This window comes from Homoserinibacter gongjuensis (assembly GCF_030161875.1).
GTDB classification, from domain to species: domain Bacteria; phylum Actinomycetota; class Actinomycetes; order Actinomycetales; family Microbacteriaceae; genus Homoserinibacter; species Homoserinibacter gongjuensis.
In genome coordinates this window covers 2,690,185-2,713,283 of sequence record NZ_BSVA01000001.1, presented here as the reverse complement: position 1 = coordinate 2,713,283, position 23,099 = coordinate 2,690,185, and the positions used below count along the sequence as shown (strand labels likewise).

Sequence of the window (23,099 nt, the reverse complement as noted above, 5' to 3'; positions counted from 1 at the left end):
GTTCACACGTCTGCTGCGGGGAGCTGATCTCGACACGCGCCCTGCGGGCGCCGCTCGATCAGCGGGAGGCCGGGCTCAGTCGGCGTGGTCGCCTGACTCCCACACCGGGGCGACCTTGTTGATCGCGTCGCCGATCACGTGCACGCGCAGGTCGTTGGTCGAGCCGGGGATGCCGGGAGGCGAACCCGAGATCACGACGACCTTGTCGCCGACGGAAGCGAGCTTCTTCTCGAGCAGGATCTCGTCGACCTGCTTGTACATGGCATCCGTGTGCTGCACCCGCGCGACGATGAACGACTCGATGCCCCACGTGAGGTTCATGCGCCGACGGATGGCCTCGTCGGGCGTGAACGCCGCCATCGGGATGCGCTCGCGCAGTCGCGACATGCGCCGCGCCGAGTCGCCCGACTCGGTGAAGACGCACAGGAACTTGGCCTCGACGAACTCGGCGACCTCGGCGGCAGCGAGCGTGAGCGCACCGCCCTGGGTGCGCGGCTTCGTGCCGAGCGGCGCGATGCGCTCGAGACCGTGCTCCTCGGTGGACTCGATGATGCGCGCCATGGTCTGCACGGTGATCACCGGGTACTCGCCGACGCTGGTCTCACCGGAGAGCATCACGGCATCCGCGCCGTCGAGCACCGCGTTCGCGACGTCGGATGCCTCAGCGCGCGTCGGAACGGGCGAGTGCGTCATCGACTCGAGCATCTGCGTCGCCACGATCACCGGCTTGGCTGCCCGACGACACAGCTCCACGGCGCGCTTCTGCACGACAGGCACCTGCTCGAGCGGAAGCTCGACCGCGAGGTCGCCACGAGCGACCATGATGCCGTCGAAGGCGTCGATGATCTCCTCGAGGGCGTCGACGGCCTGCGGCTTCTCGATCTTGGCGATCACGGGGATCTTGCGACCCTCCTCCGCCATGATCTCGTGCACGCGCGTGATGTCGCGGGCGTCGCGCACGAAGGAGAGCGCGATGTAGTCGGCGCCGAGCGCGAGCCCCCACCGCAGGTCGGCCTCGTCCTTCTCCGACAGCGCCGGCACGTTGACCGCGACGCCGGGCAGGTTGATGCCCTTGTTGTTGGACACCGGGCCCGCGACGACGACCTCGGTACGCACGCGCACGCCGTCGGTGTCGAGCACCTTGACCTTGACCTTGCCGTCGTCGATCAGCAGGAAGTCGCCGGGCTTGACGTCCTGGGGCAGGCCCTTGAAGGTCGTGCCGACGAGCTCCTTGGTGCCCTCGACGTCCTCGGTCGTGATGGTGAAGATGTCACCGACGGCGAGCTCGTGGGGGCCGTCGGCGAACTTGCCGAGGCGGATCTTCGGGCCCTGCAGGTCGACGAGCACGGCGACCGGCTGGTCGGCGTCGGCGGCGGCCCGGCGCACGTTGGCGTAGACCTCCTCGTGCACCGCGTAGCTGCCGTGGCTCAGGTTCATGCGGGCGACGTTGACGCCGGCATCGATGATGGCTCGCAGGTTCTCATAGCTCGACGTGGCGGGCCCCAACGTCGCGACGATCTTGGCTCGTCTCATTATTCCTTCAGTGTGTAGCGGGTGGTCAGTCGGCGTCGGCCGGAGCTGTCGCTCAGAGGCCGATGCCGCGGTCGGTCGGGCGCACGGGCGCCGGAAGCTGGGTCTCGCCCTCGAGGAAGCGGTCGACAGCCGCCGCGACGGCCCGTCCCTCGGCGATCGCCCACACGATGAGCGACTGGCCGCGGCCGGCATCGCCGGCGACGAAGACGCCCGGCTCGGTCGTGGCGTAGCTGTCGTCGCGCGCGACGTTGCCGCGGTCGTCGAAGGGCACGCGGAGCTGGTCGTCGATGCGGTCGCGCTCGGGGCCGGTGAAGCCCATCGCGATGAGCACGAGGTCGGCCGGGATGTCGCGCTCGGTGCCCGACTTCGGCACACGGCGTCCGTCGACGTACTCCGTCTCAGCTACGCGCAATGCGCGCACCTCGCCCGCCTCGTTGCCGAGGAACTCGACGGTCGAGGCGAGATACACCCGCTCGCCGCCCTCCTCGTGCGCCGAGGAGATCTCGAACAGGGTCGGGTCCATGGGCCACGGCTGATGGTCGGGACGCTCGCTCGGCGGCTGGTAGCCGATGGCGAGGTTCGTCACGCTCAGCGCACCCTGGCGGTGCGCCGTGCCGATGCAGTCCGCGCCGGTGTCGCCGCCGCCGATCACGACGACGTGCTTCCCGTGGGCCGAGACCTGCTCGGGAATGCGGTCGCCCGCGACGAGCTTGTTCTGCTGCACCAGGTAGTCCATCGCGAAATGCACGCCCAGGAGGTCGCGACCGGGGATCGGCAGGTCACGCGGCACGGTGGCGCCGGTCGCGATGACCACGGCGTCGTAGCGCTGCTTGAGCTCGGCCCACGAGATGTCGACGCCGATCTCGACGCCCGCGCGGAAGCGCGTGCCCTCGGCCTGCATCTGGGCGAGCCGCTGCTCGACCTGGCGCTTCTCCATCTTGAAGTCGGGGATGCCGTAGCGCAGCAGTCCGCCGATACGGTCGTCGCGCTCGTACACGGCGACGGTGTGCCCGGCGCGCGTCAGCTGCTGGGCGGCCGCGAGGCCGGCCGGGCCGGAGCCCACGACGGCGACCGTCTTGCCAGTGAGGCGCTCCGGCGGATGCGGTGTCACCCAGCCCTGCTGGAAGGCGTTGTCGACGATCTCCTTCTCGATCTGCTTGATCGTGACCGCCGGTTGATTGATGCCGAGCACGCACGCCGACTCGCACGGTGCGGGGCAGAGCCGACCGGTGAACTCCGGGAAGTTGTTGGTCGCGTGCAGTCGCTCGATGGCATCCCGGTCCTCGCCTCGCCAGGTGAGGTCGTTCCATTCCGGGATGAGGTTGCCGAGCGGGCATCCCGCGTGGCAGAACGGCACACCGCAATCCATGCAGCGGCTGGCCTGGCGACGCAGCTGGGTGCGGTCCTGGTCTTCGTAGACCTCGCGCCAGTCCATGATGCGCACGGCCACCGGACGTCGCTGCGGCAGCTCGCGCTCGCGCGTCTTCAGGAATCCCTTGGGGTCAGCCATGATCAGCCTCCCGTCACTTCGAGGATACGGCCCCACACGACAGCACCATCGGGGTCGAGACCCTCGTCGGCCGCCGTCTGGCGGGTCTGGATGACGGCTGCGTAGTCGCGTGGCAGCACCTTGACGAACTCGGCGACCGTGGCCTCCCAGTTCTCCAGCAGTCGCTTGGCGAGCGCAGAGTCGGTCTTCTCCACGTGGAGCTGCAGGTAGCTGTGCAGCAGTTCCACGTCCGCGCGGTCGAGCGGGAGCAGCTCGAGCTCGCCGTTCGCGAGCGAGTCGCGGTTGACGGCATCGCGCCGCAGCCGATGCACGTAGGCGACGCCTCCCGACATCCCCGCACCGAGGTTGCGCCCGGTGTTGCCGAGGATGACGGCGACGCCTCCGGTCATGTACTCGAGTGCGTGGTCGCCCACTCCTCGACGACCGCGACGGCGCCGGAGTTGCGCACCAGGAACCGTTCGCCCACCTTGCCGCGGATGTACATCGACCCGCCCGTCGCGCCGTAGCCGATGACGTTGCCCGCGATCACGTTGTACTCGGCGGGGAAACGCGCGGAGCGCGAGGGGCGCACGACGATGTCGCCGCCGGACAGGCCCTTGCCGACGTAGTCGTTGGCGTCGCCCTCGAGCCGCAGCGTGATGCCTGCGGGCAGGAAGGCGCCGAGCGACTGCCCGGCGGTGCCGGTGAGGGTGACGTCGATCGTCTCGGGCGCGAGCCCGTGCTCGCCGTGACGCTTGGTGACCTCGTGGCCGAGCATCGTGCCGACCGCACGCTCCGTGTTGCGGATGGGCAACTCGATGACGATCGGCTCGCCGTGCTCGAGGGCCGGCTGGGCGAGGCGGATGAGTTCCTGATCGAAGTGCGTCTCGAGCTCGTGCTGCTGGCCGCGACGGTTCCGACGCGGCGCGTCGGCGGGCAACTCCGGGCCGATGAGCACCGGCGTCAGGTCGAGCCCGTCGCTCTTCCAGTGCTGCACGGCGCGGTCGACGTCGAGGAGCTCCGCGTGCCCGATCGCTTCGTCGAGCGAGCGGAAGCCGAGCTCGGCGAGGTATTCACGCACCTCCTGGGCCAGGTACTCGAAGAAGGTCTCCACGAACTCCGGCTTGCCGGTGAACCGTGCCCGCAGTTCGGGGTTCTGGGTCGCGACGCCCACGGGGCACGTGTCGAGGTGGCAGGCGCGCATCATGATGCAGCCCGATACGACGAGCGGCGCGGTCGCGAAGCCGTACTCCTCGGCGCCCAGCAGCGCCGCGACGATGACGTCGCGCCCGGTCTTCATCTGGCCGTCCACCTGCACGACCACCCGATCGCGCATGCCGTTGAGCATGAGCGTCTGCTGGGTCTCGGCGAGGCCGATCTCCCAGGGGGTGCCGGCGTGCTTGAGCGAGTTGAGCGGCGAGGCGCCCGTGCCGCCGTCGTGTCCCGAGACGAGCACCACATCCGCGAGGGCCTTCGTGACGCCGGCCGCGACCGCGCCGATTCCCGACTGGCTCACGAGCTTGACGTGCACGCGCGCGGCAGGATTGGCGCGCTTGGCGTCGAAGATGAGCTGCTTGAGGTCTTCGATCGAGTAGATGTCGTGGTGCGGAGGCGGCGAGATGAGGCCGACGCCCGGGGTGCCGCGACGCGTGCGGGCGATCCAGGGATAGACCTTCTGCGGCGGGAGTTGGCCGCCTTCGCCCGGCTTCGCGCCCTGCGCCATCTTGATCTGCAGGTCGGTCGCGTGCGTCAAGTACATGCTCGTGACGCCGAAGCGCCCGGATGCGATCTGCTTGATGCGGCTGCGACGCGCGGGGTCGAGCAGGCGCTCGACGTCTTCGCCACCCTCGCCGGTGTTGGATCGCCCGCCGATGCGGTTCATCGCGATCGCGAGCGTCTCGTGCGCCTCCTGCGAGATCGAGCCGTAACTCATGGCCCCCGTGTTGAAGCGCGCGATGATCGACGAGATCGGCTCGACCTCGTCAAGCGGGATCGCCGGCCGCTCCCCCGTCTTGAGGCGGAACAGGCCGCGCAGCGTCATGAGCCGCTCCGCCTGCTCGTCGACCGAGCGCGTGTACTCGCGGAACACGTCGAAACGGCGCGTCCGCGTCGAGTGCTGCAGCTTGAAGACCGTCTCGGGGCTGAACAGGTGCGGCGGTCCCTCGCGGCGCCACTGGTACTCACCGCCCGTCTCGAGGCGCTCGTGCACCTTCTCGCCGGCGTTCTCGGGGTAGGCGCTCGTGTGCCGGATGAGGTTCTCGGCCTGGATGACGTCGATGCCGACCCCGCCGAGGAGGGTCGTGGTGCCCGTGAAGAACTTGTCCACGAACTCCTGGCTGAGCCCGACGGCCTCGAACGCCTGCGCGCCCGCGTAGGAGCCGATCACCGAGATGCCCATCTTGGACATGATCTTCAGCACGCCCTTGCCGAGCGCCTTGATGAGGTTCTTGACGGCCTTCTCGGGCGCGATGCCTGCGATCATGCCGGTCGCCACGAGCTGCTCGGCGGTCTCCATCGCGAGGTACGGGTTGATCGCCGAGGCGCCGTACCCGAGCAGCAGTGCCGCGTGGTGCACCTCGCGGGCGTCTCCCGTCTCGACGATGAGCCCGACCTGCATCCGTGTCTCCTGACGGATGAGGTGGTGGTGGACGGCGGACAGCATGAGCAGCGACGGAATCGGGGCGAGATCCTTGTTGGAGTCACGATCCGAGAGCACGAGGAACTGGGCACCGGCCGCGATGGCGACATCCGCCTCGCCGCAGAGTTCGGCGAGGCGCTCCTCCATGGCCTGCGGGCCGCGGTCGAAGCGGTAGAGACCCTTGAGGATGTGGGTGCGGCGTGTGCCGTCTTCCGCGCCGAGCCGCACGATCTTCGCGAGCTCGTCGTTGTCGATCACCGGGAAGTCGAGCACAATCTGGCGCGCGTGCTCGGGCGTCGCATCGAGCAGGTTGCGCTCGGGGCCGAGCCCGAGGCGCATCGATGTGACGACCTCTTCGCGGATCGAGTCCAGCGGCGGGTTCGTCACCTGGGCGAAGGCCTGGGTGAAGTAGTCGAAGATGAGGCGCGGCCGCTCCGAGAGCACGGCGATGGGGGTGTCGGATCCCATGGCGCCGAGGGGCTCTGCGCCGTTCTTCGCCATCGGCGTGATGAGGATGCGCACCTCCTCCTCGGTGTAGCCGAAGGTGCGCTGACGGCGGGTCACGGATGCCGCGGTGTGCACGACGTGCTCGCGCGGCGGCAGGTCTTCGAGTTCGAGGCGGTTCTGCGCGACCCACTCGCCGTACGGCTCCGCGGCGGCGAGCTGCGTCTTGATCTCGTCGTCCTCGATGATGCGACCCTCGGCGGTGTCGATGAGGAACATGCGGCCGGGGCGCAGGCGGCCCTTGCGCACGACCTTGTCGGCCGGGATGTCGAGCACGCCGATCTCGCTCGCGAGCACCACGAGCCCGTCGTCGGTCACGAGGAAGCGACCGGGCCGCAGGCCGTTGCGGTCGAGGGTCGCGCCCACGAGCGTGCCGTCGGTGAAGACGAGCGCGGCGGGGCCGTCCCACGGCTCCATGAGCGCCGAGTGGTAGTCGTAGAAGGCGCGCCGGGCCGGGTCCATGTCGGTCTGGTTCTCCCAGGCCTCCGGCACCATCATCATGATGGCGTGCGGCAGACTGCGACCCGCGAGCGTCAGCAGCTCGACCACCTCGTCGAACGAGGCCGAGTCGCTCGCGCCCTCCGAGACGATCGGGAACAGCGGACGCAACTCGCCAAGCGCCTCCGAACTCAGCTGGCTCTGGCGCGCGCGCATCCAGTTACGGTTGCCCTGCACGGTGTTGATCTCACCGTTGTGGGCGATCATGCGGAACGGCTGCGCGAGGGGCCACGACGGGAATGTGTTGGTGGAGTAGCGCGAGTGCACGAGCGCGAGCTTCGTCGCGAAGCGCTCGTCGGAGAGATCGGGGTAGAACGGCTCCAACTGGAGCGTCGTGACCATGCCCTTGTAGACGAGCGTGCGGCTCGAGAGCGAGGGGAAGTACGAACCCAGCTCACGCTCGGCGCGCTTGCGCAGGCGGAAGGTCTGGCGGTCGAGAGCGATCCCCGCGAGCGGGGTGCCCGACGCGTCGCGGTGCTCGGATGCCACGAAGAGCTGCTCGAAAGCCGGAGCCGCCTCGCGCGCGAGGGTCCCCAAGTGCTCCGGGTCGGTGGGCACCTCGCGCCAGCCGAGCACGCGCAGGCCCTCGTCGACGGCGATGCGGCCGATCGCCGCCTTCTCCACCTCGCGTGCGGCCTCATCGAGCGGGAGGAAGGCCATGCCGACCGCGTACTGGCCGACGGGCGGAAGCTCGAACCCCGCGACGGCGCGCAGGAACGCATCCGGGATCTGGGTGATGATGCCCGCGCCGTCACCGGTTCCGGCATCCGATCCCACCGCTCCGCGGTGCTCGAGGTGCCGAAGAGCGTCGAGCGCGTTGGTCACGATGTCGTGTCCGGCGGTGCCCCGGAGCGTCGCGACCATCGCCAGACCGCAGGCATCCTTCTCGAAGCGGGGGTTGTACATGCCCTGCGCGGCGGGGATCGCGCTGAAGCGCTCGAAGGGACCCGGGTGACCGGGCGGCGAAACAGGGGTGTGTGCCATGACTTCCGTCCTCAGGAGGGAACTGGATGGTGGGACGTCACTGGCCCAGCGTGGGATGAGAGAAGCGGAGCGGTTGTCGGGTGTGCTCCGGATGCGCCGGCGGGGTGCGCGGACTTCAGCGTGATCGGGGTGAACCGCTTGTGGCGGCAGCTTCGGCGACCTCCGCGGCGCCATCGCCCGGTTCGTCCTCGTCCGAATCCGAATAGGTGTCTTCGGAGTGTACAGCAGCCTCGGGCTCGGGTCGGCGACCGGGCTGGTAGACGTCCGGTTCGACGCCTGGGTGTCGGCGTGTCTGCACCACCAGGATGATGAGACCGAGCACGATCGCGGCGAGGGCCGCCCACACGTTCGAGCGGATGCCGAAGTAGGTGTCGCTCGGGTCGAGACGGATCGACTCGAACCAGCTGCGGCCGACGCCGTACCAGATGAGGTAGAGGCCGAGCACCTTGCCCCACTGCCAGAAGGACCGGCGCACGAGGGTGGGCAGCGGCTTGCCGGCAACGCGCACGATCTTCTCGGTGACCAGGATGATGAGCACGAACCCGGCGAGGTTCCACAGGATCTCGTAGAGGAAGGTGGGGTGGAACAGCACGTCGTCCGGGATGCCCTCGGGGATCGCCGAGTTCGGGCGGTCGATCTCGAGGCCCCACGGCAGGTCGGTCGGGAGGCCGAAGAGCTCCTGGTTGAACCAGTTCCCGAGCCGGCCGAAGGCCTGCGCGACGAGCAGCCCGGGGGCGATCGCGTCGGCGACGCTCCAGAACCGCAGGCCGGTGAGACGGCACCCGATCCAGACGCCGATCGCGCCGCCCAGGAGCGCGCCGAAGATCGCGCCGCCGCCCTCCCAGATGGCCCAGATGCTGCCGGGCTTGAGCGGATTCCACGGGTTGTCGTGGTCGGGTCCGAAGTAGTCGCCCAGGTGCGTCGCCACGTGGTACAGCCGCGCCCCGACGATGCCGAGCACGACGGCCCAGATGCCCACGTCGACGATCACCCACGGCTCGGCGCCGCGACGCGTCAGGCCCATGTTCGCGATGATGACCGCGGCGAAGATGCCGACGATGATCACGAGCGCATAGGTCGTGATGCGGATCGCCCAGTCCTCCGGCACGAACGGCAGGATGCCGTGCAGCCATTCGCCGACGGGAAAGTGGAGCTGCTTCCAGTCCGGCGGCGGGCTCGGGATGCTGAGGGGAGCTGCGATCACGTTGGGGAGTCTACTTTCCCTGAGAGAGTGCGAGAGACGTGCGGGCGAGGCCCGCCAGACCGCCCTCGGCGAGAGCGGTCACGAGAGCGGAGCCGACGATCGCGCCGTCCGCGTAACCGAGCACTTCGCCGACCTGCTCGGACGTCGAGATGCCGACGCCGACGCACGCGGCGATCGTGTCGGGACCGGTGGCACCGGCCTCGCGCAAGCGGGCGATGAGCGCGCGTGCCTTCGCGTCGAGGTCGGCGCGGGCGCCCGTGATGCCCATGGTCGACACGGCGTAGACGAATCCGCGACTCGCCCGCACCGTCTCGGCCAGTCGCGCATCCGACGAGGACGGCGCGGCGAGGAAGACGCGGTCGAGCCCCGTGCGCTCGCTCTCGGCGAGCCAGTCGTCCGCGGCATCCGGGGTAATGTCGGGCGTGATGAGTCCCGCTCCCCGGCATCCCGCAGCGCGTCGGCGAAGCGGCCGACCCCGTACTGCACGACCGGGTTCCAGTAGGTCATCACGAGCACGGGCGCGTCGACACGGCTCCGCACCGCCTCGACCGCCGTGAACACGTCGCGAACCCTGAATCCGTTCGCGAGGGCCTGTTGGGTGGCCTTCTGGATCGTCAGGCCGTCCATGACCGGGTCGGAGTACGGGAGCCCGAGCTCGATCGCGTCGAAGCCGTTCTCGACGAGGGCGACGGCGGCGTCGATCGACGTCTGCAGATCGGGGAAGCCGACCGGGAGGTAGCCGACGAGCCCCTTGCGCTGCGCGAGGGTGGCGCCGACACCGGCGTCCGACCGGGCGGCCGGTGACGCGTCGAGGCTCATGCCTGCACCGCCCCTTCGTCGAAGAGGTCGAACCAGCGACCCGCGGTCGCGACGTCCTTGTCGCCGCGGCCCGAGAGGTTCACGAGCACGACGCCGTCCGTTCCGAGCTCTCGTCCGATGCGGAGGGCACCCGCGAGGGCGTGCGCCGACTCGATCGCGGGGATGATGCCCTCGGTGCGGCTCAGCAGTCGCAGCGCGTCCATCGCCTCGGCGTCGCTCGCGGGCTGATAGCTGGCCCGGCCGATGTCGGCGAGGTACGCGTGCTCCGGTCCCACGCCGGGGTAGTCGAGTCCGGCCGAGATCGAGTGCGATTCGATCGTCTGCCCGTCTTCATCCTGCAGCAGGTAGCTGCGGGCACCGTGCAGGATCCCCGGGCGGCCGCGCTCGATCGAGGCCGCGTGCTTCTCGGTATCGATGCCATCGCCGGCCGCCTCGATGCCGTAGAGGGCGACGCCCTCGTCGTCGAGGAACGCGTCGAAGATGCCGATCGCATTCGAGCCCCCGCCGACGCACGCGACCACGGCATCCGGGAGACGACCGAGCTGCTCGAGCAGTTGTGCGCGGGCCTCCTCGCCGATGATGCTCTGGAAGTCGCGCACCATCGCGGGGAACGGATGCGGGCCCGCCGCGGTGCCGAAGATGTAGTTGGTCGTCTCGACGCTCGTGACCCACTCGCGGTAGGCCTCGTTGATGGCGTCCTTGAGCGTGCGGGAGCCCGTGGTGACCGAGATGACCTCGGCACCGAGCAAGCGCATCCGGGCGACGTTGAGGGCCTGACGCTGGGTGTCGACCTCGCCCATGTAGATCGTGCAGTCGAGGCCGAACAGGGCCGCTGCCGTCGCGGTCGCGACGCCGTGCTGTCCCGCGCCCGTCTCGGCGATGACACGCGTCTTGCCGATCCGCCGGGTGAGCAGCGCCTGGCCCAACACGTTGTTGATCTTGTGGCTGCCGGTGTGGTTGAGATCCTCACGCTTGAGGAACACCCGCGCGCCTCCGGCGTGCTCGGCGAACCGAGGAATCTCGGTGATGATCGAGGGGCGCCCGGTGTAGCTGCGGTGCAGCTCGGCGAGCTCCGCCTGGAAGGCGGGATCGACCTTCGCCTCGTCGTAGGCGGCCGCGAGTTCGTCGATCGCCGCGATGAGCGACTCGGGCATGAAGCGTCCGCCGTAGTCGCCGAAGAAGGGACCGGGGAGGCCGCGCAGACTCTCGCGGATGCTCGCGCTCATCCGGCCGCCAGGAAGGACTCGAGGGTCGTCACCGGATCGTCGCCCGTCACGAGCGCCTCGCCGATGAGCACGACGTCGGCTCCGGCCTCGCGGTAGTGCGCGACGTCGGCGGGCGAGGTGACGGCCGACTCGGCGACGCGGATGACGCCGGACGGGATCGAGCCGGCCAGCGTGCCGAAGAGCTCGCGGTCGAGCTGGAACGTCGTGAGGTCGCGCGCGTTGACGCCCACGAGCTGGGCGCCGATCTCGAGTGCGCGGTCGACCTCCGCGGCCGAGTGCGCCTCGACGAGAGCCGTCATGCCCAGTTCGCCGATGAGCCGGTACAGCTCGGCGAGCACGGGCTGATCGAGGGCTGCCACGATGAGGAGCACGATATCGGCACCTGCCGCGCGGGCTTCGAGCACCTGATAGGGGTCGGCGATGAAGTCCTTGCGCAGCACCGGCACCTCGACCGCTGCCCGCACGTCGCGGAGGTCGTCGAGCGAGCCGCCGAAGCGGCGTTGCTCGGTGAGCACGCTGATCGCGCTGGCTCCCCCGGTCTGATACGAGACGGCGAGTCCCGCGGGGTCGCGGATCTCGGCGAGGAACCCCGCGAGGGGCTCGCGCGCTTCACCTCGGCGATGATCTTGACCCGGTCGGCCGGGGCGAGGGCGGCGAGGGCGTCGTGTGCGGCGGGAGCGGCCAGCGCATCCGCCTCGACCTCGGCGAAGCTGCGCACAGCGCGACGCTCCGAGGCGTCGGCGAGAGCCCCGGCGAGGAGATCGTCGAGCACGCTAGTCGTGGACCTTCGCACCGTACTTCGGGCCGCGCACACCGTAGCCGAGCTTCGCGAGCACGAGACCCACGATCGCGCCGACCACGAGCAGCCCCGCCGATGCCCACACGAGCATGGGCAGGTCGAACCAGAAGAACACCGTGCCCAGCGCGAAGGCGATGAGCATGATGGTCACCGCGACCCAGGCGGCGGGTGAGTTGCCGTGTCCGGGATCGTGCGTGTCGGTCACGAGGAGCTCCTTCTCGAGTGCGCGCGGCGGAAACTCCGCCGGGATGCCCGCGACAGCGGGCGGCCCCAGTCTAGCGGGCGCCCGCCGTCGGATCGTCGCCGTCGCTCAGCGCGTCCCACTCCGAGACGGGATCCGGTGCCGCCTCCGCCTCGACGGCATCCGCGGGCACGCCACGGCTGCGCGAGTAGCGGCGTCCCGATGTGGGCCAGCGCGGGGCGGTGACGGCCACCAGGGCGCCCGCGAGCACGATGAGCGCGCCGACCACGATCGCGACGGTCGGCCATACCGACACAGCGACGGACGAGATCAGCTCGCGAACCGAGTCCGCGCCCGACACACCCGTCACGTCGGTCACGGCGTGCGCGGATGCCGCGGCCGGGTCTCCGAGGCTCACCGCCGTCACGGCGATCACGCACGCGCCGAGGAGCGACTCGAGCACGCCGAAGACGACCCGGAACACGGGGCCGGCGAGCGCCAGCGCGGCCACGATCGCGAGCACCGCGAGGGCGAGCGGCGCAAGGGCCGAGGCCGCGACATCCCCCCGCACGTCGAGCGACACGGGGTCACCGCTGGAGGCGGTGAGTTCGAGGCTGAACCAGGGTTGCGACCAGGCGAGGAACACGAGGGCCGCGAGCAGCGCCGTGATCGCGAGCAGCAGACCGCGCACGCGTGCGGGCGTCATGATCCGTCGATTCGGCGCATGGCGTTGGCGACCGCGACGGCACGCAGCGGGGCTGCTGCCTTGTGCACCGATTCCTCGTGCTCGAGCCGCGGGTCGGAGTCGGCGACGAGACCCGCGCCCGCCTGCACGTAGGCGGTGTCGCCGATGAGCGTGGCGGTGCGGATCGCGATCGCGAGGTCGGCGTCGCCTGCCAGGTCGAAGTAGCCCACGACGCCCCCGTAGAGTCCGCGCTGGGCCACCTCGAGCTCGTCGATGATCTCGAGCGCACGCGGCTTGGGCGCCCCCGAGAGCGTGCCGGCGGGGAACGTCGCCCGGAAGACGTCGACCGCGCTGGCATCCGGCTTCAGGTCGCCCTCGACGCTCGAGACCAGGTGCATGATGTGGCTGAAACGCTCGACCTGCATGAACTCGGTGACCTCGACGCTGCCGGCCGTGCAGACCTTCGAGAGGTCGTTGCGGGCCAGATCGACGAGCATGAGGTGCTCGGAACGCTCCTTGGGGTCGGCGAGCAGCTCCTCGGCGAGTTCGAGATCACGCTCCGGGCTCTCGCCGCGCGGGCGCGATCCGGCGATCGGGTGGGTGAACACCCGCCCCCGTTGCACCTTGACGAGCGCCTCCGGTGAGCTGCCGACGATCGAGTACGGCTCTCCGGCGGGCGTCTCGAGCGCGAGCAGGTACATGTACGGGCTCGGGTTCAGCGCCCGGAGCACCCGGTACACCTCGAGCGGCGAGGCCCGCAGCTCGTGGTCGAAGCGCTGCGAGATGACCACCTGGAAGACATCGCCGTCGCGCACGAACTCCTTCGCACGCACGACCGACTGCTCGAACGCGGACTGCGGGATGCGGTGACGCGGCTCAGGCTCGACCGCGAGGTCGACCCGGGCGAGCGCGGCGGGCGATGGACGTGCGAGATCGCGCTGCAGGGCGTCGAGCCGGCCCTGCGCCCTCTCCCACGCGGCATCCGGGCTCTCGGCGCCGTCGCCCAGCACGGCCGCGATGAGGGTCGCGGTGCCCGTGCGGTGATCGAGCGCCACGAGCTCGGAGACGAAGGCGAGAGCCTGCCCGGGGATCGGCACCTCGGCGGGTGGCACGGCGGGCAGCCGCTCGAGCTGACGCACCGCCTCCCAGCCGATGAAGCCCACGAGCCCCCGGTGAGCGGAGGGTGCCCGGCGCGCTGCGGGGTGCGCCAGCGGGCGTAGAGCGCATCGACGGCGGCGAGCGGCGCCGTGGGTGCTCCCCCGAAGGCGCGCTCGGCATCCAGCCCGTAGTCGATCCAGACGGCGCGGTCGCCCGTCTCGTCGCGCTCCTGCGTGAGCACCCCGAGGGATCCGGCGCCGATGAACGACCAGCGTGACCAGATGCCGCCCTGTTCGGCGGATTCCAGCAGGAAGGTGCCGGGGCGCCCTGCGGCGACCTTGCGGTAGACGCCCACGGGCGTCTCCCCGTCGGCGAAGAGTTCACGCAGCACCGGCACGACCCGATGGCCCGCGGCCAGGGCGGCGTCGAACTCGGGGCGCGTCGTGGTGGTCACGGAATCGACTCCTCGGGGAATCCGATGGTGGGATCCAGCGGGGTGACATCGAAGCAGCTGTGCGCACCCGTGTGGCAGGCGGGGCCCTGCTGCTCGACCTGGACGAGCAGCGTATCGCCGTCGCAGTCGAGGGCGGCCCCTTCACGTACTGCCGGTTGCCGCTCGTGTCGCCCTTGCGCCAGTACTCCTGGCGGCTGCGCGACCAGAAGGTGACGCGGCCCTCGGCGAGGGTGCGACGCAGTGCCTCGGCGTCCATGTAGCCGAGCATGAGCACCTCACCGGTGTCGTGCTGCTGGATGATCGCGGGCAGCAGGCCGTCCGCATCGAACCGCGCGGCCGAGACGGCCTCCTCGACGTTCATCGCACCTCGATTCCCGCGCCCGTGAGCGCCTGCTTGACGTCGCCGATCGTCAGCTCTCCGTTGTGGAACACGGATGCGGCGAGCACGGCATCCGCTCCTGCCTCGACCGCGGGCGCGAAGTCGCGTGCGGCCCCCGCGCCCCCGAGGCGATGACGGGCACACTCGAGAGCTCCCGCATCGCGCGCACGAGCTCGAGGTCGAACCCCTGCTTCGTGCCGTCGGCGTCGATCGAGTTGACGAGCAACTCGCCGGCGCCTCGCTCGATGGCCTCGCGCGCCCACTCGAGTGCGTCGCGGTCGGTCTCGGTGCGGCCGCCGTGGGTCGTCACGACGAAGCCGGATGCCGTGCGCGGCGACCGCTTCACGTCGAGTGAGAGCACGCACACCTGGGCGCCGAAACGGTCGGCGATCTCGTCGATGAGCTCGGGGCGCGCGATCGCTGCCGAGTTCACGCCGATCTTGTCTGCGCCGTGCCCGAGCAGTCGCGCGACATCCTCCGCGGAACGCACCCCCGCCGACCGTGAGCGGGATGAACACCTGCTCGGCGGTCGCCGTGACCGTCTCGTACGTCGTCGCGCGATCCTCGACCGTCGCGGTCACGTCGAGGAAGGTGATCTCGTCCGCGCCCTGTTCGTAGTATCTCGCGGCGAGCTCGACGGGGTCACCCGCGTCGCGCAGGCCCTCGAAGTTGACGCCCTTGACCACCCGCCCCGCGGCCACGTCGAGGCACGGGATGACGCGCACCACGACGTCCATCAGATCCTCGCCGCGTGGATGGCGCTCACGAGGATCGCCCGGGCCCCGACGGCGTAGAGCTCGTCCATGACCTGGTTCATGTCGCTGCGCGGCACCATGACCCGCACGGCGACCCAGCCCGTGTCGCGCAACGGCGAGACGGTCGGCGATTCGAGCCCCGGCGTGACGGCCGTGGCCTGGTCGACGAGGTCGGCCGGCAGGTCGTAGTCGATGAGCACGTACTGGTGCGCGACGATGACGCCCTGGATCCGGCGCCGCAGCGTGTCGAGCCCCGGCACGTCGTCGCGGCCCGCGATGAGCACGGCGCTCGACTCGAGGATGACGGGGCCGAAGATCTCCAGGCCCTGCTTGCGCAGGGTGGAACCGGTCTCGACCACGTCGGCCACGGCATCCGCGACTCCGAGCCGCACCGCGGACTCGACGGCGCCGTCCAGGCGCACGACCGTCGCATTGACGCCCTCGGCGGCGAGGAAGTCGCGCACCAGGGTGTCGTAGCTCGTCGCGACGCGCACGCCCTCGAGATCGCGCAGGTTCTCGAAGCGGCCGATCGGGCCGGCGAAGCGGAAGGTCGACGAGCCGAAGTCGAGCACGTCGACCTCGAGCGCCGCCGAGTGCGAGTCGAGCAGCAGATCGCGACCGGTGATGCCGACATCCAGCGCCCCCGACCCGACGTAGGTCGCGATGTCACGCGGGCGCAGATAGAAGAACTCGACGTCGTTGCGGGGGTCCGCGACGATGAGCTCCTTCTGATCACGGCGGGTCGCGTAGCCGGCCTCGTGCAGCATCGAGGTGGCGGTCTCCGACAGCGTGCCCTTGTTGGGCACGGCGATTCTCAGCATGTGGGTGCTTTCTGTTCGTGAACGGTCATCGGCCAGGATGCGTGTTCACAGATGTCGGCCCACGTCCTCGAGGGTGAGGCCCTTGGCGATCATGAGCACCTGCAGGTGGTACAGCAGCTGCGAGATCTCCTCCGCGGTCTCCGCGTCGGACTGGTATTCGGCCGCCATCCAGACCTCGGCGGCCTCCTCGACGATCTTCTTGCCGATCGCGTGCACGCCCGCGTCGAGCTCCGCGACGGTGCGCGACCCCTCCGGGCGCGCGACGGCCTTGGCGGAGAGCTCCTCGAAGAGGGCGTCGAACGACTTCACCCGGCTAGGTTACCGGGCCGCCGCCGCCCTCACCGTCGGTGGGGATGCCAAACGCTGTAGCGCTCACCGTTCGGCGCCAGGGATGACGGGCGCGCGAGGGCAAGCGCTACAGCGTTTGACGAGGAGAGGGTCGGGTCAGCGCACGCCGAGCAGGTCGATCACGAAGACGAGCGTGCGGCCACCGAGGCGGTGACCCGAGCCCGCGGGACCGTAGGCGTAGTTCGGCGGGCAGACGAGCTGGCGGCGTCCGCCGACCTTCATGCCCGGGATGCCGTCCTGCCAGCCCTTGATGAGGCCCGACAGCGGGAACTGGATGCTCGAGCCGCGGTCCCAGCTCGCGTCGAACTGCTCGCCGGTCTCGAAGTCGACGCCCACGTAGTGCACGTCGACGGTCGCGCCGGGGGTGGCCTCGGCACCGTCGCCGACCTCGAGGTCGGTGATGACGAGTTCGGTGGGCGCCGGGCCCTCGATGAAGTCGATCTCGGGCTTGGTCTTGTCGGTCATGTCGACAAGTCAAGCACGCTCAGTGCGCGTGCGACGCGGCCGCGGCGGCGCGGAGCTCCGCGATCGCGGCCTCGACATCCGCCGCCCCGTACACCGCGGAGCCCGCCACGAAGGTGTCGGCGCCCGCCTCGGCGGCGATGCCGATCGTGTCGAGGGCGATGCCGCCGTCGACCTGCAGCCAGAGGTCGATGCCGTGGCGCTCCGCTGCGGCGCGAAGGGTGCGGAGCTTCGGCATCATGTCGGCCATGAAGCTCTGCCCGCCGAAGCCGGGCTCGACGGTCATCACGAGCACCTGGTCGAATTCGGGCAGCAGTTCGAGGTAGGGCTCGACGGGGGTGCCGGGCTTGAGGGCGATCGAGGCACGTGCGCCGAGGTGCCGGATGCGGCGGGCGAGGGCCACGGGATCCGTGCTGGCCTCGGCGTGGAAGGTCACCGAGAACACACCCAACTCGGCGTACCCGGGTGCCCAGCGGTCGGCGTCCTCGATCATGAGGTGCACGTCGAGCGGAATCGGCGACACCCGCTGCACCGCCTCGACCATCTGCGGTCCGAAGGTCAGGTTCGGCACGAAATGGTTGTCCATGACGTCGACGTGCACGCCGTCGGCCGACGCGATGCGTTCGACGTCGCGCTGCATGTTGGCGAAGTCCGCCGACAGGATGCTGGGCTGGATGCGCACGGCGCCGTCCTGCGGGTCTCGAGGGCTCACACCTCGAGCGTAGTGAGCAGCTGGATGAACATGGCGTCGGTGCCGTGCCGATGGGGCCACAGCTGCGCCGACGGGGCGTCGGGCAGCCCGAGGGCTCGCGCGCGACCCCAGCGAGCACGGCGGGAGTGTCGAGCGTGCGCAGCGTGGGATGGCGCTCGAGCACCTGCTGCACCTGCGCGCGGGTCTCGTCCGGATGCGGCGAGCACGTCACATAGGCGAGTAGCCCGCCCGGCGTGAGGGCGGCGACCGCGGCATCGAGCAGCTGCGATTGCAAGGTTGTGAGGGCCGCAAGGTCGCCCGCGCTCTTGCGCCACCGCGCTTCGGGACGCCGCCGCAGCGCGCCCAGACCCGTGCAGGGCGCATCGAGCAGGATGCGGTCGAAACGCTCCCCGGCATCCGCGAACCGGCGTGCGTCGCCGATGACGACCTCGGGGGCATCAGGCCCCGCGAAGGGTGTGAGCGCTGTGCGCACCAGCCCCGCTCGGGCGGGGACGACCTCGTTCGCGACGAGGCGCGCGCCGCCCTGTGCGGCCTCCGCGGCGAGCACGGCGGCCTTCCCACCCGGGCCCGCACACAGATCGAGCCACCGCTCCCCCGGCACCACGGCGCGTGCACGCGTGAGGGCGAGTGCGGCCAGTTGGGAGCCCTCGTCCTGCACACGCACGACCCCCTCCGCGACCTCGGGATGCGCGGCAGGATCGCCGCCCGGCGACCCAAGGGCGATCGGCGAGAGCCGTCCGGGGAGGAAGCGGCCGGTCTGCTCGAGCGTCGACGCATCCGCGCGCCCGGGAAGCGCCGCGAGCGACACGCGAGGTGCGACGTTGTCGGCCGCGAGCAGGTCGCCCAGCTGCGACTCCGCGCCCTCCTGCGCGAGCGCCGCAGCGAGTGCGGCCACGACCCACTCCGGATGGGAGAACTCGACGGCGAGCCGCGCGTCGCCCGACAGCCCCTCGAGCGCCCGCATCCGCCAGACCTCGGGCTGCTCGCGTGAGAGCGTGCGCAGCACGCCGTTCACGAATCCCGCGGCGGACCCCGTGCGGGCGCGCCGCACGAGCTCCACCGACTCGTCGAGCACCGCGTGCGGGGCGGTGCGCATGCTCAGCAGCTGGTGGGCGCCGAGGCGCAGCACGTCGAGCACCGGCGGGTCGATCTTCGCGGTCGGCCGCCGCGCCGCGAGCTCGATCACGCGATCGTAGTAGCCCTGCATGCGCAGCGTGCCGTAGACGAGCTCCGTCGCAAGGCCGGCGTCTGCGCCGTTCAGTCGGGCATCGCGGATGCGGGTGGGCAGCAGCAGGTTCGCGTACGCGTCCGAGGCGCGCACGGCGGCGAGCACATCGAAGGCGACCCGCCGTGCCGGCTGAATCCGGCTCATCGCAGCACCGTGGGCGCGTGGGTCGCGCGCCCACGCCACCAGTCGCCGGCGGGCATCGGCCGCTTGCCCGCGGGCTGCACGGTCAGCAGCTCGATCGGGTCGTCGGCGGTGCCGACGTGCACGGCACGTCCCCGCAGGGCGACGACGCCGGGATCGAGTCGGGGCGCGCCATGGGCGATGGTGGCGTCGAGCACCTTGAAGCGCTCCCCGTCGAGGGTCGTCGTCGCACCCGGCTCGGGCGTGACGCCGCGCCGCCGCGCCTCGATGCGCGAGGCCGGCTCGGTCCAATCGAGCCGCGCATCGCCCAGATCGAGCTTCGGCGCGAGTGTCACCTCGCCCTCCTGCGGCGTGGCGACGGCCGCGCCCGCGGCGATCTCGTCGACGACCCGCGCGAGCAGCCGCGCCCCGAGACGCTGAGCGACTCGAGCAGGTGACCCGCGGTCTGCACCCGTCCGATCGTCACGCGCTCGGTCGCGAATACTGGCCCCGCGTCGAGTTCGGGCACCAGCTGGAAGACGGCCGCACCGGTCTCGGCGTCGCCCGCGATCAGTGCGTGTTGCACGGGTGCGGCGCCTCGCCAACGCGGCAGCAGCGAGAAGTGCAGATTGATCCACCCGTGCCGCGGAGCCGAGAGGATCGGCTCCCGGATGAGGCCGCCATACGCCACGACCACGCCGAGGTCCGCGTCGAGGGCGAGCAGCTCATCCTCCACAGTCGACAGGCGGTTGGCCTTGATCACGGGCAGACCGGCCTGGGACGCCGCGTCGGCGACGGGGGTGGCGGTCAGCACGCGCTTGCGGCCGAGCGGTGCATCTTCGCGCGTCACGACGGCGAGCACCTCGTGCCCCCGTCGAGGAGCGCCCGCAGGCTGGGCACGGCGGCGGCGGGGCTTCCCGCGAAGATCAGACGCACCCCACCATCCTGCCCGGTCGGCGAGCGCGCGTGCTGTGCTCAGCTCTCGTCGAAGGGCTCGGGGTCGTCGAAGCGGGCGCGCAGCGGGAGGGGTGCCCGCCCGGGACGCGCGGCGCCGGGGAGTGGCTTGCGACGCGTCGCGGCCTGGCGCACGATCTCACCGCGCACCGAGCGGGCGACAGCGGGTCCGTGGGCGTAGTCGAAGCGGATGAGGGCGCGCGTGCGCCCGTCGATGGTGCGCTCCGCGATCGTGTCGGCCTCGGGCGGGAGCGCCTCGAGCGCCGCGGTCACCGCATCCGGAACGCCGTCGAGCGTCGCCACCCGCGCCGCGGGGGAAAGCCGAGCGCTCGGCGATCGGCGAGCTCGCCGCGCGCGAAGGCGGGGATGCTGTGGGTCGCGAGGGCGGTGGCCAGGCGACCACCCACCCCCACCAGGAACACCCGCGCGTCATCGGAGGCGAGGGCGGCGGCATCCGCCCACCAGCGCAGGCAGTCCTCGGCGATGCGCAGGGTCTCCCGCGCGATCATCCGCTCGCCGTCGAGCAGCAGCACCGCGCGATAGCCGCCCGCCGCGAGCGGCTCGGCCCCGCGGGTCGCCACCACGAGCGCGGGTCGTTCGTCGACCTCGAGCACGCGGCGCTCGCCATCCGCGACGATGACGCGGATGCCCGGGAAGGCGCGCCCCAGCTCCTCTGCCGTGCGCGTGGAGCCGGCGCCCACGCGCGTGAGGCGCGACGCGCCGCATTCCGTGCAGCGGAAGGTGCGCTCCTCGCGACCGCACCAGAGGCACGTCGGTGCCGAGGATGCGCGCTGCAACTGCAGCGGTCCCGCGCAGGTGCGACAACGGGCCGCGGTGCCGCACTCGGCGCAGCGGAGCCCGGGCGCGTAACCGGGGCGCGCGACCTGCACGAGCACCGGTCCCGTCTTCGCCGCGGCCGCCGCCTCGCGCCACGCGAGGCTCGGGATCCGGGCGTGGTCGTCGGCGGAAGAACCCGTGGCGCGTGCGGTCGGCACGATCGTGACGCGACGCGGGCGCTCGGGGCCAGCTCGGTGAGCCATCCCACCTCGACGAGCCGCTGCACGTCAGTTGTGCGGGTGTGCCCGGCGAAGACCAGGGCACCGCCCTGCTGCTCCTGCCGCACGAGGGCCGCATCCCGTGCATGCACATAGGGGGTGAGGGGCTCGCTCAGCAGCGGATCGCCGTCGTTCCAGACCGCGAGCAGGCCGAGCTTCGCCGCGGGGGCGTACACGGCCGAGCGGTTGCCGAGCACGACGACCGGGTCGTCACCCATCGCGCGCAACATGCCGCGGTAGCGGTCGGCATCCGGCTGTGCGGAGTCGAAGCGCACGAGCCGCTCGGCCGGCAGCAGGGTGCCGAGAGCCGCCTCGAGCTGGTGCGCATCGCGGTGATCGGGCACGACGAGGATCGCGGACGCACCCGCGATCACGGTGCGCGCGGCGAGCTGAGCGAGCGTCATCGCCCAGCGGCCGACCCAGCTCTCTCCCGCCGCGACGACGCCGGGATCCACGCTCAGCGCGACGCGCCCGCCCGAGAGCAGGGCAGTGACGTCCGACTCGCGGTAGCCGGCGACCGCGACCGGCTCGCCGGCGAGCGGCGCGAGGGCGGCCGTGCCCGACGCGCGGGCGGTCAGCCAGGACTTCTCGACCCGCACCTGACGCTTGGGGATCGCGAGCCGCAGCACGTCGATCGCGGAACCTGCGGCGCGATCCGCGACGGCGCGGGCGAGGCGCCAGACCTCCGGCCGGAGCACCTCGGCGGCCGACACGACCGAGTCGAGGTCGGAAAGCGGGCCGGGGTGCTCCTGCTCATCGGTGAGCTCGACGACGAAGCCCTGCGTCATCCGATTCGCGGAACGCAGCGGCGCCATCACGCGCACGCCGGGCACGACGCCCTCCATGCCCTCCGGGATGCGGTAGTCGAGCAGGCGGTCGAGCTGCGGCAGCGGGGTGTCGAGCACGACGCGGGCGATCGTCGGGGTGCTCATGTGCGTCGGGCACGCGGCATGTCAGATCCCGGATGCGGCGCGCAGCTCGTCGACGCGGTCGAGTCGCTCCCAGGTGAACTCGGGCAGCTCGCGACCGAAGTGGCCGTAGGCGGCGGTTGCGGCGTAGATGGGCCGCAGCAGATCGAGGTCGCGGATGATGGCCGCCGGACGCAGATCGAAGACCTCGCGGATCGCCCGCGTGATGACCTCGTCGGCCACGACACCCGTTCCGAAGGTCTCGACGTAGAGTCCCACCGGCGCGGCCTTGCCGATTGCGTAGGCGACCTGCACCTCGAGACGCTCGGCCAGACCGGCCGCAACCGCGTTCTTGGCCACCCAGCGCATGGCGTAAGCGGCCGAGCGGTCGACCTTCGACGGATCCTTGCCCGAGAAGGCCCCACCGCCGTGGCGCGCGGCTCCCCCGTAGGTGTCGACGATGATCTTGCGGCCGGTGAGCCCGGCGTCGCCCTGGGGCCCGCCGATCTCGAATCGTCCGGTCGGGTTGATGAAGCGCTGGGCATCCTCCCAGGGCAGGTCGATGCGCTCGAGGACCGGACGCACGACGAGCTCGAACAGCTCCGAGCGCAACTGCTCGTTGGAGACCGTGGGCGAGTGCTGCGCCGACATGACGATCGTCTCGATGGTGCGCGGGGTGACACCCTCATAGCCGACGGTCACCTGGGTCTTGCCGTCGGGGCGCAGGTAGTCCACCTCGCCGCGGTGGCGTACCTCGGAGAGGCGCTCCGCGAGCCGGTGCGCGAGCCAGATCGGCAACGGCATGAGCTCGGGGTCTCACGCGTCGCGTAGCCGAACATGATGCCCTGGTCGCCGGCGCCCTGCCGATCGAGATCGTCGACGCTCGTGCCCTCGCGCGTCTCGTAGGCATCGTCGACACCCTGGGCGATGTCGGGCGACTGTCCGCCGATCGAGACGGACACGCCGCATGAGCGCCCATCGAACCAGACATCCGAGGAGTCGTAGCCGATGTCGGTGATCCTCTTGCGCACGATCTGCGGGATCTCCACATACCCCGTGGTGGACACCTCGCCCGCGACGTGCACGAGCCCCGTCGTGACGAGGGTCTCCACGGCGACCCGCGCGTGCGGGTCCACGGTGAGGATCGCGTCGAGGATCGAGTCGCTCACCTGATCGCACAGCTTGTCGGGATGCCCCTCCGTGACGGATTCGGAGGTGAAGAGACGCAGCGGAGAACTCACGGAC

13 protein-coding genes and 9 pseudogenes are annotated in these 23,099 nt (G+C 70.9%); all 22 read right to left on the bottom strand.

Annotated features, from left to right (window positions below):
* Positions 1 to 75: 75 nt before the first annotated feature.
* The 22 genes and pseudogenes from pyk to metK all read right to left on the bottom strand — a co-directional run bounded on the left by pyk (position 76) and on the right by metK (position 23,095).
* A complete protein-coding gene (pyk, locus tag QQK29_RS14555) occupies positions 76 to 1,533 on the bottom strand; it encodes a pyruvate kinase (RefSeq protein WP_284301295.1) in 1,458 nt (485 codons plus the stop codon).
* A gap of 52 nt (positions 1,534 to 1,585) precedes the next feature.
* Positions 1,586 to 3,043 carry a glutamate synthase subunit beta gene (locus QQK29_RS14550; RefSeq protein WP_284301293.1) on the bottom strand — a complete coding sequence of 486 codons (1,458 nt, stop codon included), beginning with the start codon at positions 3,041 to 3,043 and terminating at the stop codon, positions 1,586 to 1,588.
* 2 nt (positions 3,044 to 3,045) lie between these two features.
* Positions 3,046 to 7,646: pseudogene (gltB, locus tag QQK29_RS14545) on the bottom strand (glutamate synthase large subunit).
* 115 nt (positions 7,647 to 7,761) lie between these two features.
* On the bottom strand, positions 7,762 to 8,847 hold the full coding sequence (gene lgt / locus QQK29_RS14540) for a prolipoprotein diacylglyceryl transferase (RefSeq protein ID WP_431308801.1): 1,086 nt from the start codon (positions 8,845 to 8,847) through the stop codon (positions 7,762 to 7,764).
* A gap of 13 nt (positions 8,848 to 8,860) precedes the next feature.
* A pseudogene (gene trpA / locus QQK29_RS14535) lies at positions 8,861 to 9,669 on the bottom strand (tryptophan synthase subunit alpha).
* Positions 9,666 to 10,895, bottom strand: coding sequence for a tryptophan synthase subunit beta (trpB, locus tag QQK29_RS14530; RefSeq protein ID WP_284301290.1), 1,230 nt, complete (start codon positions 10,893 to 10,895; stop codon positions 9,666 to 9,668). Before trpB ends, trpA begins: the two are co-directional and overlap by 4 nt.
* A pseudogene (trpC, locus tag QQK29_RS14525) lies at positions 10,892 to 11,667 on the bottom strand (indole-3-glycerol phosphate synthase TrpC). Before trpC ends, trpB begins: the two are co-directional and overlap by 4 nt.
* Position 11,668: 1 nt before the next feature.
* A complete protein-coding gene (locus QQK29_RS14520; protein ID WP_284301288.1) occupies positions 11,669 to 11,899 on the bottom strand; it encodes a DUF6704 family protein in 231 nt (76 codons plus the stop codon).
* A 70-nt stretch (positions 11,900 to 11,969) separates the two neighbouring features.
* Positions 11,970 to 12,581, bottom strand: coding sequence for a Trp biosynthesis-associated membrane protein (locus tag QQK29_RS14515; RefSeq protein ID WP_284301286.1), 612 nt, complete (start codon positions 12,579 to 12,581; stop codon positions 11,970 to 11,972).
* Positions 12,578 to 14,133, bottom strand: a pseudogene (locus tag QQK29_RS18925) (anthranilate synthase component I). The gene QQK29_RS14515 and the pseudogene QQK29_RS18925 overlap by 4 nt, the downstream one beginning before the upstream one ends.
* Positions 14,109 to 14,473: pseudogene (hisI, locus tag QQK29_RS14500) on the bottom strand (phosphoribosyl-AMP cyclohydrolase). Before hisI ends, QQK29_RS18925 begins: the two co-directional pseudogenes overlap by 25 nt.
* Positions 14,470 to 15,228 (bottom strand): annotated as a pseudogene (hisF, locus tag QQK29_RS14495) (imidazole glycerol phosphate synthase subunit HisF). The pseudogenes hisI and hisF overlap by 4 nt, the downstream one beginning before the upstream one ends.
* Positions 15,228 to 16,067 carry an ATP phosphoribosyltransferase gene (gene hisG / locus QQK29_RS14490; RefSeq protein WP_284301284.1) on the bottom strand — a complete coding sequence of 280 codons (840 nt, stop codon included), beginning with the start codon at positions 16,065 to 16,067 and terminating at the stop codon, positions 15,228 to 15,230. The pseudogene hisF and the gene hisG overlap by 1 nt, the downstream one beginning before the upstream one ends.
* A 45-nt stretch (positions 16,068 to 16,112) precedes the next feature.
* Positions 16,113 to 16,376 carry a phosphoribosyl-ATP diphosphatase gene (locus tag QQK29_RS14485; RefSeq protein ID WP_284301282.1) on the bottom strand — a complete coding sequence of 88 codons (264 nt, stop codon included), beginning with the start codon at positions 16,374 to 16,376 and terminating at the stop codon, positions 16,113 to 16,115.
* A gap of 135 nt (positions 16,377 to 16,511) precedes the next feature.
* On the bottom strand, positions 16,512 to 16,880 hold the full coding sequence (locus tag QQK29_RS14480; protein WP_284301280.1) for an FKBP-type peptidyl-prolyl cis-trans isomerase: 369 nt from the start codon (positions 16,878 to 16,880) through the stop codon (positions 16,512 to 16,514).
* A gap of 19 nt (positions 16,881 to 16,899) precedes the next feature.
* Positions 16,900 to 17,589, bottom strand: coding sequence for a ribulose-phosphate 3-epimerase (gene rpe / locus QQK29_RS14475; protein ID WP_284301278.1), 690 nt, complete (start codon positions 17,587 to 17,589; stop codon positions 16,900 to 16,902).
* Positions 17,586 to 18,961, bottom strand: a pseudogene (locus tag QQK29_RS14470) (RsmB/NOP family class I SAM-dependent RNA methyltransferase). Before QQK29_RS14470 ends, rpe begins: the two are co-directional and overlap by 4 nt.
* A pseudogene (fmt, locus tag QQK29_RS14465) lies at positions 18,958 to 19,873 on the bottom strand (methionyl-tRNA formyltransferase). Before fmt ends, QQK29_RS14470 begins: the two co-directional pseudogenes overlap by 4 nt.
* Positions 19,874 to 19,912: 39 nt before the next feature.
* A complete protein-coding gene (locus tag QQK29_RS14460; RefSeq protein WP_284301276.1) occupies positions 19,913 to 20,194 on the bottom strand; it encodes a hypothetical protein in 282 nt (93 codons plus the stop codon).
* Positions 20,161 to 20,424 carry a hypothetical protein gene (locus QQK29_RS14455; RefSeq protein WP_284301274.1) on the bottom strand — a complete coding sequence of 88 codons (264 nt, stop codon included), beginning with the start codon at positions 20,422 to 20,424 and terminating at the stop codon, positions 20,161 to 20,163. The genes QQK29_RS14460 and QQK29_RS14455 overlap by 34 nt, the downstream gene beginning before the upstream one ends.
* Positions 20,397 to 21,878: a primosomal protein N' family DNA-binding protein gene (locus QQK29_RS14450; RefSeq protein ID WP_284301273.1), complete on the bottom strand. Its 1,482-nt coding sequence runs from the start codon at positions 21,876 to 21,878 to the stop codon at positions 20,397 to 20,399. Before QQK29_RS14450 ends, QQK29_RS14455 begins: the two co-directional genes overlap by 28 nt.
* A gap of 21 nt (positions 21,879 to 21,899) precedes the next feature.
* Positions 21,900 to 23,095: pseudogene (gene metK, locus QQK29_RS14445) on the bottom strand (methionine adenosyltransferase).
* Positions 23,096 to 23,099 lie beyond the last annotated feature (4 nt).

What these genes read in the sequence shown, in the direction of transcription:
- pyk (WP_284301295.1), bottom strand. Translation starts at nt 1,533, where the DNA reads ATGAGACGAGCCAAGATCGTCGCGACGTTGGGGCCCGCCACGTCGAGC.
- QQK29_RS14550 (WP_284301293.1), bottom strand. Translation starts at nt 3,043, where the DNA reads ATGGCTGACCCCAAGGGATTCCTGAAGACGCGCGAGCGCGAGCTGCCG.
- trpB (WP_284301290.1), bottom strand. Translation starts at nt 10,895, where the DNA reads ATGAGCGCGAGCATCCGCGAGAGTCTGCGCGGCCTCCCCGGTCCCTTC.
- QQK29_RS14515 (WP_284301286.1), bottom strand. Translation starts at nt 12,581, where the DNA reads ATGACGCCCGCACGCGTGCGCGGTCTGCTGCTCGCGATCACGGCGCTG.
- hisG (WP_284301284.1), bottom strand. Translation starts at nt 16,067, where the DNA reads ATGCTGAGAATCGCCGTGCCCAACAAGGGCACGCTGTCGGAGACCGCC.
- QQK29_RS14480 (WP_284301280.1), bottom strand. Translation starts at nt 16,880, where the DNA reads ATGACCGACAAGACCAAGCCCGAGATCGACTTCATCGAGGGCCCGGCG.
- QQK29_RS14450 (WP_284301273.1), bottom strand. Translation starts at nt 21,878, where the DNA reads ATGAGCACCCCGACGATCGCCCGCGTCGTGCTCGACACCCCGCTGCCG.